At 40.2% G+C, this 13,368-nt stretch carries 15 protein-coding genes; 6 read left to right on the top strand and 9 right to left on the bottom strand.

The features are described from left to right. Window positions 1-43 precede the first annotated feature (43 nt). The 4 genes from atpH to BUE31_RS21145 all read left to right on the top strand — a co-directional run bounded on the left by atpH (window position 44) and on the right by BUE31_RS21145 (window position 3,612). A complete protein-coding gene (atpH, locus tag BUE31_RS21160; RefSeq protein WP_073405836.1) occupies window positions 44-601 on the top strand; it encodes an ATP synthase F1 subunit delta in 558 nt (185 codons plus the stop codon). Window positions 602-628: 27 nt separating this feature from the next. Continuing rightward, window positions 629-2,203 carry a F0F1 ATP synthase subunit alpha gene (gene atpA, locus BUE31_RS21155; protein ID WP_073405835.1) on the top strand — a complete coding sequence of 525 codons (1,575 nt, stop codon included), beginning with the start codon at window positions 629-631 and terminating at the stop codon, window positions 2,201-2,203. A 118-nt stretch (window positions 2,204-2,321) separates the two neighbouring features. Next, window positions 2,322-3,239: an ATP synthase F1 subunit gamma gene (atpG, locus tag BUE31_RS21150; protein ID WP_073405834.1), complete on the top strand. Its 918-nt coding sequence runs from the start codon at window positions 2,322-2,324 to the stop codon at window positions 3,237-3,239. A gap of 175 nt (window positions 3,240-3,414) precedes the next feature. Beyond that, a complete protein-coding gene (locus tag BUE31_RS21145; RefSeq protein ID WP_073405833.1) occupies window positions 3,415-3,612 on the top strand; it encodes a hypothetical protein in 198 nt (65 codons plus the stop codon). Window positions 3,613-3,628: 16 nt separating this feature from the next. Here the strand turns inward: BUE31_RS21145 and BUE31_RS21140 are convergent, their stop codons facing one another. The 3 genes from BUE31_RS21140 to BUE31_RS21130 all read right to left on the bottom strand — a co-directional run bounded on the left by BUE31_RS21140 (window position 3,629) and on the right by BUE31_RS21130 (window position 6,991). Further along, window positions 3,629-5,431, bottom strand: coding sequence for an ABC transporter ATP-binding protein (locus tag BUE31_RS21140; RefSeq protein ID WP_073405832.1), 1,803 nt, complete (start codon window positions 5,429-5,431; stop codon window positions 3,629-3,631). A gap of 139 nt (window positions 5,432-5,570) precedes the next feature. Further along, window positions 5,571-6,344 carry a tRNA pseudouridine(38-40) synthase TruA gene (gene truA / locus BUE31_RS21135; RefSeq protein WP_073405831.1) on the bottom strand — a complete coding sequence of 258 codons (774 nt, stop codon included), beginning with the start codon at window positions 6,342-6,344 and terminating at the stop codon, window positions 5,571-5,573. Window positions 6,345-6,475: 131 nt separating this feature from the next. Further along, window positions 6,476-6,991: a DUF892 family protein gene (locus BUE31_RS21130; RefSeq protein WP_073405830.1), complete on the bottom strand. Its 516-nt coding sequence runs from the start codon at window positions 6,989-6,991 to the stop codon at window positions 6,476-6,478. A gap of 194 nt (window positions 6,992-7,185) precedes the next feature. Here BUE31_RS21130 and BUE31_RS21125 point away from each other — a divergent pair, with 194 nt between their 5' ends. Beyond that, the gene (locus BUE31_RS21125) at window positions 7,186-7,653 is read left to right on the top strand and encodes a DUF4293 domain-containing protein (protein ID WP_073405829.1); all 468 of its coding nucleotides are present in this window, start codon (window positions 7,186-7,188) and stop codon (window positions 7,651-7,653) included. Between the two features lie 58 nt (window positions 7,654-7,711). On the opposite strand, the gene BUE31_RS21120 is transcribed toward BUE31_RS21125, so the two are convergent. From BUE31_RS21120 to BUE31_RS21110, 3 genes are all read right to left on the bottom strand, one after another. Next, window positions 7,712-8,014 carry a type II toxin-antitoxin system RelE/ParE family toxin gene (locus BUE31_RS21120; RefSeq protein WP_073405828.1) on the bottom strand — a complete coding sequence of 101 codons (303 nt, stop codon included), beginning with the start codon at window positions 8,012-8,014 and terminating at the stop codon, window positions 7,712-7,714. Further along, window positions 8,007-8,258, bottom strand: coding sequence for a hypothetical protein (locus BUE31_RS21115; RefSeq protein ID WP_073405827.1), 252 nt, complete (start codon window positions 8,256-8,258; stop codon window positions 8,007-8,009). The genes BUE31_RS21120 and BUE31_RS21115 overlap by 8 nt, the downstream gene beginning before the upstream one ends. A gap of 127 nt (window positions 8,259-8,385) precedes the next feature. Beyond that, the gene (locus BUE31_RS21110) at window positions 8,386-9,255 is read right to left on the bottom strand and encodes an alpha/beta fold hydrolase (RefSeq protein ID WP_073405826.1); all 870 of its coding nucleotides are present in this window, start codon (window positions 9,253-9,255) and stop codon (window positions 8,386-8,388) included. 170 nt (window positions 9,256-9,425) lie between these two features. Between BUE31_RS21110 and BUE31_RS21105 the strand changes: the two genes are divergently transcribed. Continuing rightward, complete coding sequence (locus BUE31_RS21105) at window positions 9,426-11,264, top strand: DEAD/DEAH box helicase (protein WP_073405825.1); 1,839 nt, start codon at window positions 9,426-9,428, stop codon at window positions 11,262-11,264. A gap of 276 nt (window positions 11,265-11,540) precedes the next feature. Here the strand turns inward: BUE31_RS21105 and BUE31_RS21100 are convergent, their stop codons facing one another. From BUE31_RS21100 to BUE31_RS21090, 3 genes are all read right to left on the bottom strand, one after another. After that, window positions 11,541-11,861, bottom strand: a complete 321-nt coding sequence (locus tag BUE31_RS21100; RefSeq protein WP_073405824.1) for a hypothetical protein — start codon at window positions 11,859-11,861, stop codon at window positions 11,541-11,543. A gap of 61 nt (window positions 11,862-11,922) precedes the next feature. Next, on the bottom strand, window positions 11,923-12,231 hold the full coding sequence (locus BUE31_RS21095; RefSeq protein WP_073405823.1) for a hypothetical protein: 309 nt from the start codon (window positions 12,229-12,231) through the stop codon (window positions 11,923-11,925). Between the two features lie 24 nt (window positions 12,232-12,255). Then, on the bottom strand, window positions 12,256-13,263 hold the full coding sequence (locus BUE31_RS21090; RefSeq protein WP_073405822.1) for an NAD(P)H-dependent glycerol-3-phosphate dehydrogenase: 1,008 nt from the start codon (window positions 13,261-13,263) through the stop codon (window positions 12,256-12,258). Between the last annotated feature and the right edge of the window lie 105 nt (window positions 13,264-13,368).

Raw genomic sequence — 13,368 nt, 5'->3', positions numbered from 1 at the left:
AACAATTCCGAAATCGAACATCCGAAATCCGAAATAAAAAGAAATGTCAGAATTAACAGTAGCAGCCAGGTACGCAAAAGCCATAATTGATCTTGCAGAAGAGCAAAAATTGGTTGAGCCAATTAAAGGCGATATGGAGCTTTTCCTGCACACTTTAAAGGCAAACCCTGAATTAAAGGCGGTTTTGGCTAATCCTATAGTATCTCACTCAAAAAAGGTAAAAATACTCGACGAGATTTTTGCTTCGAAGGTAAATAAGGCCAGCCTTGCTTTTTTTAAACTGATGGTGAACAAAAGCCGTGGCGAGGTTTTATATGCCACCGCAGGCGAGTTTATTAATCTTTATGATATTAAAAAGCATATCATTCACGCTTCTGTAGTATCTGCAACAACCTTGTCAGACGCTAATAAGCAAAAAATGATAGCTGATATAGTAGCGGCAACCGGTGGTACTGTAAAGCTTGACGCTAAAGTTGACCCGGCATTAATAGGCGGGTTTGTTTTAACAGTTGGCGACAGGCAGATAGATACCAGCATTGCAAGCGATTTACATAAATTGAAAAAAGAATTTGCCCACAGGGTAATTCCGGTTAAAAATTAAAAAATAAAACTCTAAAATAAATAAAAAATGGTAGAGGTAAGACCAGACGAAGTATCAGCAATTTTGCGTCAGCAATTAGCAGGCTTCAAGTCAGAATCTGAATTAGAAGAAGTGGGTACTGTACTCCAGGTGGGTGACGGTATTGCACGCGTTTATGGATTAACAAAAGTACAATCAGGTGAGCTGGTTGAGTTTGGTACCGGGTTACAGGGTATCGTACTTAACCTTGAAGAAGATAACGTGGGTGTTGTATTGTTAGGTAAATCCGATGATATTAAAGAAGGTGATACCGTTAAACGTACTAACAGGATTGCTTCTATCAACGTAGGCGAAGGCATGCTTGGCCGTGTTGTTGATACCTTGGGTACCCCGATAGACGGTAAAGGCCCAATTACAGGCGAAACTTATGAAATGCCTTTGGAGCGTAAAGCACCGGGTGTTATCTATCGCCAGCCGGTAACCGAGCCGTTACAAACAGGTATCAAAGCTATTGATGCAATGATCCCTATCGGCCGCGGACAACGTGAGCTGGTAATCGGTGACCGCCAGACAGGTAAAACAGCTGTTTGTATCGATACCATCATCAACCAGAAAGAATTTTATGAAGCCGGCAAACCGGTAATATGTATTTATGTTGCCTGCGGCCAAAAAGCTTCAACAGTGGCAAACATTGTACGCACGCTTGAAGAAAAAGGCGCTATGCCGTATTCTATCATTGTTGCAGCTAATGCGTCAGACTCTGCTACCATGCAATTTTTTGCTCCGTTTGCAGGCGCTGCCATTGGCGAGTACTTCCGCGATACAGGTCGCCCTGCTTTGATCATTTATGATGATCTTTCAAAGCAAGCGGTTGCTTACCGTGAAGTATCCTTATTATTACGTCGTCCACCGGGCCGTGAGGCTTACCCTGGTGACGTGTTTTACCTGCACAGTCGTTTATTAGAGCGTGCCGCTAAGATCAACCAGAATGATTCAATTGCCCAGGCGATGAATGATCTGCCTGAGTCTATCCGCGGTATTGTAAAAGGTGGCGGTTCATTAACCGCATTGCCTATCATCGAAACACAGGCAGGTGACGTATCAGCATATATCCCAACCAACGTAATTTCGATTACTGATGGTCAGATCTTCCTTGAGTCAAACTTGTTTAACGCAGGTGTTCGTCCGGCTATTAACGTAGGTATCTCGGTATCTCGTGTGGGTGGTAACGCGCAGATCAAATCAATGAAGAAAGTTGCGGGTACATTAAAACTTGACCAGGCACAATATCGCGAACTTGAGGCTTTCTCAAAATTCGGTTCTGATTTGGATGCTTCAACAAAAACAGTACTTGATAAAGGTGCCCGTAACGTTGAGATCCTGAAACAAGGCCAATACTCACCGGTAACCGTTGAAAAACAAGTAGCGGTTATTTACTTAGGTACTAAAAACCTGATGCGTAACGTACCTGTAAACAAGATCCGTGAGTTTGAAGCAGAATTTACAAGCCAGTTAGAAGTGCGTCATCCTGAAACATTAGCTGCTCTAAAAGCAGGTAAGTTTGATGATACAATTACAGGCGTACTGGAAACAGTTGCTAAGGAACTGACAGGGAAATATTAATGTGCGAATGTGCGGATATGTAAATGTGCAGATGATTGCATAGCCGTACATTTGATAAATAAATTTTACGCAAATTTAATTTGCACATCTGCACATCAAAAATTTGCACATCTAAAGAATGGCTAATTTAAAAGAAGTAAGAAACAGGATTAAGTCCGTAAGCTCAACGCAGCAGATCACCAAAGCTATGAAAATGGTTTCGGCGGCTAAGTTGAAACGGGCAACCAACGCTATTGTACAATTACGCCCTTATGCCAATAAGCTGAAAGAGCTGCTGGCAAACTTGTCTGCAAGTTTAGAGGATGGTTCATCGCCGTTTTTACAACAGCGAGAGCCAAATAAGGTATTGGTAGTTGTGGTTTCATCAAACCGTGGTTTGGCCGGTGCTTTTAACGCTAACGTTATAAAGGCTGCTAACAACCTGATAGCCGAAAAGTACATCGAGCAGCTAAGGGCAGGCAATGTATCAATTGTTGCCATAGGTAAAAAAAGCCAGGAGTTTTATCAAAGGCGTAAATACAACGTTATTGGTAATAACAATGACCTGTATCTTGACCTGAACTTTGCAAATACATCTGTAATTACCCAAAGTATTATGGATGGCTTTTTGAAAGGCGAGTATGACCGTGTTGAATTGGTTTACAATCAATTCAAAAATGCGGCTATGCAGATCCTAACAGTTGAACAGCTGTTACCTGTGCCAAAACCTGAGAAAAAGGAAGATGCTAAAAAGGATATTAAAACTACTGATAAGGCTGCCAGCCAAACCCAGGTTGACTATATCCTTGAGCCATCGCAGGAAGCAATTGTTGAACAGCTGATCCCGAAAAACATAAAGACCCAATTGTACAAAGCAGTGCTTGATTCAAATGCATCTGAGCACGGCGCACGTATGACTGCAATGGATAAGGCTACTGAAAATGCAGGTGACCTATTAAAGGCGCTTAAGCTTGCCTACAACCAGGCACGCCAGGCAGCAATTACTACCGAACTTACCGAAATTGTGAGCGGCGCGGCAGCGTTGTCAGCTCAGTAATTTTATAAGAATTTTATATTGAAAGGCTTCTCTGAAAAGAGAGGCCTTTTTTATTTTTGAACCATGATTAAAGGATTAAAAGATTTCATGATGCAGATTTTAAAATCTTTCAATCCTAAAATCAAGTGAATCATGGTTCAGACAAACTAAATAGATCTCCATTTGTTATTCCTCCATGACAAAGCCAGTAAACGCAATAGATAAACCATCATCAACACATAAACCGGTTGATAAGGGTAGTAAGAGTAAGGTGAGGAAAGAAGATAGGGAATACAACGCAGATAAGCCACATAGCGGAGATATCGCTAAAAAACATGAGAAAGAGGAGCAGCCCGTTGAACCTATAAAGAAAGCGCCAACTAAGGGAGTATAAACCACGACAGCTATAATTATTCCTTCACAATCCCTGCCGAATTAAACTGCAGATCATACAGTTTGCGATAATAACCCTCCTCAATACGCAATAACTCCTGGTGAGTGCCGCTTTCTTTTATTTCGCCATGATCAAGAACAATTATCTTGTCCGCATTTTGAATGGTTGACAGGCGGTGGGCAATTACAATGGCCGTGCGGCCCTGCATAAGCTTGCTGATGGCGTTTTGGATCAGGATCTCTGTCTCAGTGTCAACAGATGAGGTGGCTTCATCCAGCACAAGGATTGTGGGGTTGTACACCAATGCCCTGATAAACGAAATTAACTGCGATTGTCCTGCGGATAGGGTTGAGCCCCTTTCCATAACGTTATAATCATAGCCACCCGGCAGGCGTTCAATAAATTCATGTGCGCCAACATCTTTTGCTGCCGCAATGATCTGCTCACGGGTTATCTCCGGGTTATTCAAGCTGATGTTGTTGGCAATGGTATCGGTAAACAAAAAAACATCCTGGATTACGGTTGCTATGTGCGAGCGCAGGTAGTCAACATCATATTCCCTTATATCTACGCCATCAACCTTAACCTCGCCTTTACTAATTTCATAAAAACGGTTCAGGATATTTATGGTTGATGATTTACCGGCCCCGGTTGCGCCAACTAATGCCAGTGTTTTGCCTGGCTGCAAATGAAAGCTAATATCTTTTAAAACCCAGTTCTCATCGTTATAAGCAAACCAAACGTTGTTAAATTCTATTTCACCCTGTAAAGTGGCGGGCTTTAATTTGCCGGTGTTAATGGCTACCTCATCGGTATCCAAAACTTTAAAAATACGGTCGGCGCCAACCATACCCATTTGCAGAGTGTTAAATTTATCTGCCAGCTGGCGGATCGGCCTGAAAAGTATATTTAAATAAACTATAAACTCTAAGATAATGCCCGGTGTTATCCCATTTGGCGATGCCGAGATAGCTTTTAATTGCTGATCGTTCAAGATCCTTTTACACCCGTACCATACCATTAACCCCATGCAGCAGGCAAACAAGATCTCAACAACCGGGAAAAATATAGAATAGTACCAATTTGACCGGATATTGGCATCCCTGTATTTTTTGTTTACCGCTTTAAATTTCCGCATCTCCTGGTCTTCACGGGCAAAAAATTGAATAATGCTGATCCCCGAAATGTGTTCGGCTAAAAAGGTATTCAGTTGAGCAACCTGTGTGCGTACTTCCTGGAATGATGATTTTATCGCTTCTTTAAAAACATAGGTGGACAGGAATAAAAATGGCATCGGGATAAGCGTGATAAGCGCAAGCTTCCAGTCTTTAAATATCATAAAACCTATAACTGCTACAACCAGCAGCAGATCGCCCATTATGGAGATCAACCCTTCTGAAAAAATATCAGCGATAGTTTCCAGGTCTGATACCGTGCGGGTGATCAGCATCCCGATAGGTGTGCGGTCGAAATATTTTAAGCGGAGGCTGGTGATGTGATTAAATATATCTATCCTCAAGTCGCGGATAACGGATTGTCCAAGAGAGTTGGTTAAATAGGTTTGATAATACTGGGCGGCAGTTTGAATAACAAGCTGGGCTATCATTAGCTCAACCATAAAGATCAAGCCGCTGTAATTGTCTTTTAAAATATAATCGTCAAGCGTTTTTTGGATCAGGATAGGCTGCACCAATGCGCTGACCGCTAAAAATATCGTTAAAAATGCAGCAATAATAAATGTAACATTATACGGCTTAACGTAATGCATTACCCGCCTTAGCAGTTTCCAATCAAGCGCTTTACCGGTAACCTGGCTCATCCTTTTTGTGTTTCGGAATTCGGAATTTCCATTTCGGAATTCGTTACCCCATTTGGTTTTATAATTTTTTCAAATATCATATTAATAAATCCGAAATCGAACATCCGATATCCGAAATTATCCTTTCGCCTATATCCTTTTACCTTTCACCAACAAATGGATAACATACCTTGGTTAAGTATAATCCTCCTGCCGGTACAGACATACCTGCATTGCTGCGATTTTTGCTTTCGATGATCGATCTTACCGCATGGGGCTCAATTTCTTTACGGCCAACCATCATCAATGTACCCACTATGGCACGTACCATATTACGCAAAAAACGGTCGGCAGAGATATGGAATATTATTCCATAGCCCTTAACCTCCCATTCGGCATTTGTTATTTTACATATATTGGTTTTCACCTGTGTATTTGATTTACTGAAACAGCTAAAATCCTTGTATTCCATAATTATGGCGGCAGCTTTGTTCATTAAGTCAACATCCGGTTTATCCCGCAACTCCCAGGAATAGCCATTTTTAAACGGATCTTTATGAAAATGGATATGGTATTCGTAACTACGTAGGGTAGCATCAAACCGGGCATGGGCTTCAGTAGCAACAGGAAAGATGTTTTTTATGGCGATGTCTTTGGGAAGAATGGAATTTAAACTCCTTAAAATTGTATTCGTTTCGTCCATAGTCCATAGTCTATGGTCCATGGACTCAAAATCAAAATGCGCAAAAAATTCCTTCGCATGTACACCGGTATCTGTTCGTCCGCAGCCTAATGTTTCAATGGGCTGGCGCAAAACGGTGGATAGACATTTATTTAATATTTCCTGAACGCTAACCGCATTTTGCTGGATCTGCCAGCCATGATAGTTGGTTCCATCATATGAAAGTTCGATAAAATAGCGTTGTTTGGTCACGCGGCAAAGGTAGTGAGGAAGTTGGAATGTTGTAGGAATAAGACTTACGAAGTTTAACTCGGTGTGTTTATTTTTTAATTGCCTCGTTGAGGGCTACGCCGTTTTAAAACTTCGTAAGTCTGAAAATCCATTTAACTAATATACTCCTTATAAATCTGTTCAAACAGGATCTTATTCTCAACGGCCATATCAAAAGGCTGATCTAAAAAGGTATTGCTGTATCCTATAGCTTTGGCCAGGTTCTTCAAAACTTTAAAATAAGTAATCTCTATGCCTTCTATTTGTTGTAAATAAAAAAGGATAAACACATCTTTTTCAAGCGGTGTTTTGCCGGCCTTAATAGTTGTAATGTAGGCCTCAAGGGTCATTGCCTTTATACCCAATGTACTTGTTTTAGATGGGGTTTCAGCTATTGCCGAATATATTTCATCCATTTGTACTATCTGGCTTTGTGTGTCGTCAATGCCTTCCTGGATAGCATGTTTTAAAACATTTAGCTTGGCAATTTCTTTAACTTCACTAAAGAAGTCAATCAGGTGATGCTTGCCAAAGTAGATGTAGTTAAGGTGCTCAAGAAAGGTCTTTTTTAACAGCATATCGTCAATCTGCACATCCCTGGGTTGTAATGACGCTAAAGAATCACTCATAGTAATGGTTTAATCAGAGGTTAAATTAATAATTAAATGTACAGTATTTAATTGAATCCATAATAGATAAGAATTGAGAGCCAGAATCAGGAAACAAGAAGATAACTCCAATAATTGGCTTATATTGTTTTTATCTTGATTCCTGACTCTAAATGTCTTGACTCTTATCTATCTTTGTTGTATAAATCAGTAATATGTTACAACGACTACAAAGCATTTACCTGTTGCTAGCCAGCCTTGCGCTGTTTGCCTTGTTTCTTTTTCCATTGGTGCATAATATTTATGTTGGTGGCAAACCCATTACCCTTATGGTTACCGGTGTTTACCAGGATGTGAACGGACAAAATACCCATACCGAATTTTTTACCGGCCTTACCATTGCTACAGCTATTTTGGCCTTAATACCTTTGGTTATTATATTTTTATATAAAAACCGCAAGCAGCAGATAGCGCTATGCTATAGCGCTTTATTGGTAATTGTTGGCTATAGTTTCTGGCTGTCGCAAACGGCAAAAAAAATAATGGGCAGCATCCAGATCGATACCCATAACTGGGGAATAGGCCTTTTTCTCTCCTCATTAAGCATGCTGCTTATCTTGCTTGCTATCCGTGGTATAAAAGCCGATGAAAAGCTGGTTAAATCTGCAGATAGGTTGAGGTAGGGGGGGAAGAGTTGATGGGGTTAGATTAGGTTGTTGTTTCTATCCTCAATCATTTTATCTAAATAATTGAAGATAACTTATCAGGATTTTGACGGGTATCAAAAACTGTTAATATTTTGATTGCAACACGCGTGTTTTTAAAATAAATGATATTATGCTTTGTCAGTACACACTTTTGTATTTGCTGGGCTTTATTGATAAATGGAAATATTTCCGGATTTTCTACTAATAATTCAGATATCTTTTCAAAGCGGTCGATAAAATTATTGGTTACACGTAAACCCCAGTTATTTAAAAGGTATTCGATAATGTCCTCGTAGTTGATTTGAGCAATAGGGGTTAAAATAACTTCTTTAGCCATTTAACCCATACTTAGCTCTTAGTCTTTGATTAATTTCTTTTAATGGAGTACCTAAGCCTGCATCAGCTTGCTCAAGGCTTTTATTAAGTAATTTTTTTTGGGATTCAGAAAGCAAATCCCACTCTTCAACCGATTCACTGCTATTAAAATAGTTTACTATTAAACCATACAGTTCTTTTAACTGATTTTTATCTGCATGATCTATCTTGTCATGTAAATCAATCTTTAATGCTGTATCTTCCATACTATCAATCCTATTGTTCAATCAAATTTACGAATAAAATTAGTAAGCTTCAAAGATTGTTATGTTAGAGGTTGGAACTATTTTCACCCTAATCAACCACTCACTTAATCAATCCAATCAACTAATCTCAATTAAACCTCCCATATCCATCGATTTTCCGATATGGTTTGGTAAAAAAGGCACCCACAACCTGGTTAAATATGTCTTTATAATAGATAGGTGTTGAGTGGCCTGAGTTTGGCAAGATCCATAAATAAGAATTAGGAATTGTTTCGGCAATTAGCATGGTATGTTTTGTCCGGATCACATCATGGTCGCCGCCAATTACGAGGGTTGGGCAGGCTATTTTTTTAACATCTTCCAATTTAATATGCGGCTCATAAGTTAACAGATGCAGCAGCTTAAGTTGATTCTTCATTTCTGGTGTCACATTTTTCATCTTTTTAATAGTGTCCTGCCCTTTCAAATTCATCTTTAAAGCGTAGTTGTAAACAAAGGGATCAACCGCACTGGTATCCGGCCATAAATTGGCGCCTGTTACTGCTAGTTTTTTTACTTTATCAGGATGATGAATAGCAAGCATCAAGCCTTCAATGCCGCCATCGCTCCAGCCTATCACGTAACATTGTTTTAAGTTTAGCTTATCCAGCAAGGCATTCAGATCATCAGTTATCATTTCGTAGCTTAATGAATCGGTATGGTCAACTGATTTTCCCTGTGCGCGGCTATCGGCTATTATTACCTGGTAGTTTTTAGCAAAGTAGGGGATTTGGTATACAAAATTATTTATAGAACCGCCGTTTCCGTGGATGATCAGTAGCGGTTCACCTTTGCCATAAGTTTCATAATACATTTTAAAGCCCCGGATATCAGCATATTTACCTACCGCTGCATTTTTACCATACATGGTGGTGTCCATTGCTTTTTCGGCGTCCTGCGCAAAGCTAAATTTAATGAAAATGCTTAAAATGAGAAGAATGGCGATTCTTAATTTCATGGTGTATAAGGTAAACTTTCAATAAAGATAAGATAATTGGCTAAAAAGTAGCGTTTTAAGCTGATAAAATATCATTATCATAAATTTCAAAATAGGTATTTGAATTGTAAATAATAATGGATACCTTTGCGCCCGATTTGGCGATGTAGTCAAATTCGTTATTTAAATTCATGAACCCATTTATTAATCTGGGAATCCGTCATGATATTGTTAATGCCATCTCTGAGTTAGGATTTGAAAATCCTACGCCAATCCAGGAACAGTCAATTCCGGTATTGTTAACAGGCAGCAACGATTTTGTCGGATTAGCCCAAACCGGCACTGGTAAAACTGCTGCCTTCGGACTACCGCTATTAGAACTGCTGGACTTCGAAGAAAATTATCCGCAAGCACTTGTATTGTGCCCAACACGTGAACTTTGTTTACAGATCACGAATGACATAAAGAATTACTCCAAAAAAATGGGCAACGTTAATGTTGTTGCCGTTTATGGTGGAGCGAGTATTTCTGACCAGTTACGCCAGATAAAACGCGGTGTGCAAATTGTTGTTGCTACTCCTGGCCGTATGCTTGATATCATTAACCGTAAAGCGATTGACTTTACACAGGTTAAGTTTGTTGTGTTAGATGAAGCTGATGAGATGTTAAACATGGGCTTCCAGGAAGACATTGACAGTATTTTATCTACCACGCCGGACACTAAAAAAACATGGCTGTTTTCAGCCACCATGCCTACTGAAGTTCGCCGTATAGCGAAAAAGTACATGAATGAGCCATTTGAGCTTACCATGGGCACAAAAAATACAGGTAATGCTAACATTGAGCATGAGTACTATATAGTACGTGCCCGTGATAAGTATGCCGCTTTTAAACGTATTGTTGATTTTAACCCTGATATTTTTGGTATCGTATTTTGCCGTACCAAAATTGAAACACAGGATATTGCTGAAGCATTGCTGAAAGACGGTTACAATGCCGATTCTTTACACGGTGATCTTTCACAACAACAACGTGATAAGGTAATGAAACGCTACCGCGACCGCAGCCTGCAATTATTAATTGCTACTGACGTTGCTGCCCGAGGTATTGACGTTAATGATGTTACACACGTTATTAACTACAGTTTGCCTGATGAGGTTGAAAATTACACTCACCGTAGCGGTCGTACAGCCCGTGCAGGTAAAACAGGTGTATCAATCTCTATCATCAACGCTAAGGAATTAGGAAAGATCCGCCAGATTGAACGCGGATTAGGAAAGAAATTTGTTAAAGCAGAGATTCCTACAGGCTTTGATGTATGCGAGAAACAATTATTCTCTATTGTTCATAAAGTACATAATGTTACTGTGAACGATGAGCAGATTGAGCAATACTTGCCACGTATAATGGAAGAGTTTAAGGACATGACCAAAGAGGATTTCATCAAACGCTTTGCATCAATTGAATTTAACCGTTTCCTTGATTATTACAAAAATGCACCTGATCTGAATGCGCCGCTTGAAGAAGGCCGTCGTTTTGAAAGAGATGGTGAACGTGCCCCTCGTGGTGAAGGCGCCGGTAAATCTGAATACACCCGTTTGTTTATAAACTTAGGTTCTGTTGATGAATTTAACCGCGGCGATTTGCTGGGTTACATCTGCAACCAATCAAAAATAAGCGGACGCACTGTAGGTAAGATAGATGTTAAAGGTGTTTACTCGTTCTTCGAGGTACCTCATGCTGACGTAGAAAAAGTAATGGGTGGCTTTAAAGAAGCTGAGTTTAAAGGTCGCCCTGTAAGGATAGAAGTATCCGGTGAAGGCAGCAGCGAACGTCGCGAAGGCGGCGGTGGCGGTTACCAACGCAGAGAAGGCGGTTACAACCGTGAAAGAAGCGGTGGCGGCGAAAGGCGTGAAGGCGGTTATAGAGGCAGCAATGGCGGAGAAAGAAATGGTTCTGCAGGTGGTGGCTTCCGTGACTTCTCAGGCAAACGCCGTGAAGACCGTGGCGAACGCAAAAGAAGATTTTAAGTTTAGTTTAGTTTTTCATAGAGTGCCTGGTGGTTCGGGCACAAGTTTAGTTTAGTTAGTTTGTTTGCAAACCCTCATTCGTAAGATTGGGGGTTTTTGCATTTTCTGGATGTGCGGATGTGCAAATATGCGGATGTGCGAATGAGGTTGATGTGTGAATGTGCCAATATGGAGATGTTAGAACCTCGTATTCTCATCCGCACATTTGCACATTCGAAATCTGCACATTGTATTCTCATCCGCACATTTGCACATTCATAATCCGCACATCAAATTTTACCGGCTAAACTCCATTGCAACAGAATCCGGCCCCATTAGTTTAAGATAATGGTCATCAAGTTTCTGAACCAAAAAGGTGGTATAAGGCTTATTGCCTTCAAAGGAAGTGAAAATGGTATCGCCTTTTACAAAGTAATCTTCGGCTATAGCTTCACCATCATCCATGATAAAACCCTTATCGGTTATTTTAAGCTTTGTAGCTCCGTCTTTTGATTTCCAGCTGCCTTGCAGTTTGTTTTTTGCAGGACCTGAACAGGCTACAATAAGCAATACCAATGCACAGGCCACATGTACAAATGTTAAAGCATATTTATTCATAGTATATAGGATTAAACACCTGTTTGCCGATTGACAAACAGGTGTTTAATATAAGAAAAATTTACATTTTCTTATCCATCAATTGTGATTTTTTGAGATATACCCGGTGTCCTTTTTTATTGATGTAGTAATAATGCGAATGTTCATTTATATAAACAGTTTGACCATTGGGGCCACATTTGCCTTCATATTTTTTATCAACAACAGCCGCTGCACCGCTTGCAGCTATCTGAGATGTTTTATTACCAACCTTTTTTGCTGTGGTACCTATCTTGTGACCCAGGGTTGAGTCTTTGTGGGTTTGTGCATTGCTGTTTGCAAATGCGAAAATGCCTGCGGCAACCAGCGCTACTTTAATTACGTTCTTCATGATTTTTCAAGTTAATTTAATATATTAACTCAAATGCTCTGCCAAATGTTTCATTTCCTGGGCAGGTGGCCTTTTTTCGTATAAAATAGCATAAACAGCATCACAAATGGGCATGCTTACTTTGTATTGTTTGTTAACCTGTTGTAGACAATTTACTGCATAATATCCTTCGGCTATCATATTCATTTCCAGCTGTGCAGATGTAACAGTATATCCCTTGCCAATCATATTGCCAAAAGTACGGTTCCGGCTAAACTGCGAATAAGCGGTAACAAGTAAGTCGCCAAGGTAGGCTGATTCCATTATATCCCGGTTTATTGGGTGTACAGCGTCAACAAAGCGTTTTAGCTCGCGGATGGCATTTGCTATTAACACCGCCTGGAAATTGTCGCCATAACCAACACCATGGCAAATGCCACTGGCAATTGCAAATATGTTTTTTAACACAGCGCCATATTCGGTACCGTAAATATCGTCAGACACAATGGTTTTAATGTATCTTGTGTTAAACATGCCAGCAAACTCAGCTGCAAGCTTATGGTCGCGTGATGCTATAGTAAGATAAGATAGTTTTTCCAGTGCTACTTCCTCTGCATGGCATGGTCCGCTTATAACTATAAAACGATCAAACGGAATATTGTAATGCTGGTTTAAAAACTCCCCGATGATCTGGTTTTCATCCGGCACTATTCCTTTTATAGCCGATACTATCTTTTTGCCAGCAAGGTCGGCAGGAGTTATACCTTTCAATGCTTCCTTTAAAAAAGCGGCGGGTACATTAAGCAAAACAAATTCGGCCTGGTTGATAACGCTTTTCAGGTTGGTAGAAATATTTTGAGCGGGCACACTTATTTCAACCGAGCTCAGGTAGTTAGGATTATGCCTGAACTTTTGAAGATGCTGAACGGCAAGCTCATTTCTCATCCACCAAAAAATCTCTTTTTCGGTGCTGTTATCGGTAAGTATCTTAACGTTGGCCGTGGCCCAGCTCCCTCCGCCCACAACGGCGATTGTTTTCTTTTTACTACTCATCAACAAAAAAATGTCCCGCCAGGTTTATTTGGCAGGACAAATTTAGTGAAATATTGTGAAGTAGTTTGTAGTTCCTGGTAGGTAGTTTGTAGTAAGGGACGCTTA

Origin of the sequence: Mucilaginibacter sp. OK098 (genome assembly GCF_900142915.1) — a bacterium.
Lineage (GTDB): Bacteria > Bacteroidota > Bacteroidia > Sphingobacteriales > Sphingobacteriaceae > Mucilaginibacter.
This window is presented reverse-complemented; position numbering and strand designations above follow the sequence as displayed.

Coding starts and splice junctions, on each gene's coding strand:
- atpH (WP_073405836.1), top strand. CDS start 44: ATGTCAGAATTAACAGTAGCAGCCAGGTACGCAAAAGCCATAATTGAT.
- atpA (WP_073405835.1), top strand. CDS start 629: ATGGTAGAGGTAAGACCAGACGAAGTATCAGCAATTTTGCGTCAGCAA.
- atpG (WP_073405834.1), top strand. CDS start 2,322: ATGGCTAATTTAAAAGAAGTAAGAAACAGGATTAAGTCCGTAAGCTCA.
- BUE31_RS21145 (WP_073405833.1), top strand. CDS start 3,415: ATGACAAAGCCAGTAAACGCAATAGATAAACCATCATCAACACATAAA.
- BUE31_RS21140 (WP_073405832.1), bottom strand. CDS start 5,431: ATGAGCCAGGTTACCGGTAAAGCGCTTGATTGGAAACTGCTAAGGCGG.
- BUE31_RS21130 (WP_073405830.1), bottom strand. CDS start 6,991: ATGAGTGATTCTTTAGCGTCATTACAACCCAGGGATGTGCAGATTGAC.
- BUE31_RS21125 (WP_073405829.1), top strand. CDS start 7,186: ATGTTACAACGACTACAAAGCATTTACCTGTTGCTAGCCAGCCTTGCG.
- BUE31_RS21120 (WP_073405828.1), bottom strand. CDS start 8,014: ATGGCTAAAGAAGTTATTTTAACCCCTATTGCTCAAATCAACTACGAG.
- BUE31_RS21115 (WP_073405827.1), bottom strand. CDS start 8,258: ATGGAAGATACAGCATTAAAGATTGATTTACATGACAAGATAGATCAT.
- BUE31_RS21110 (WP_073405826.1), bottom strand. CDS start 9,255: ATGAAATTAAGAATCGCCATTCTTCTCATTTTAAGCATTTTCATTAAA.
- BUE31_RS21105 (WP_073405825.1), top strand. CDS start 9,426: ATGAACCCATTTATTAATCTGGGAATCCGTCATGATATTGTTAATGCC.
- BUE31_RS21100 (WP_073405824.1), bottom strand. CDS start 11,861: ATGAATAAATATGCTTTAACATTTGTACATGTGGCCTGTGCATTGGTA.
- BUE31_RS21095 (WP_073405823.1), bottom strand. CDS start 12,231: ATGAAGAACGTAATTAAAGTAGCGCTGGTTGCCGCAGGCATTTTCGCA.
- BUE31_RS21090 (WP_073405822.1), bottom strand. CDS start 13,263: ATGAGTAGTAAAAAGAAAACAATCGCCGTTGTGGGCGGAGGGAGCTGG.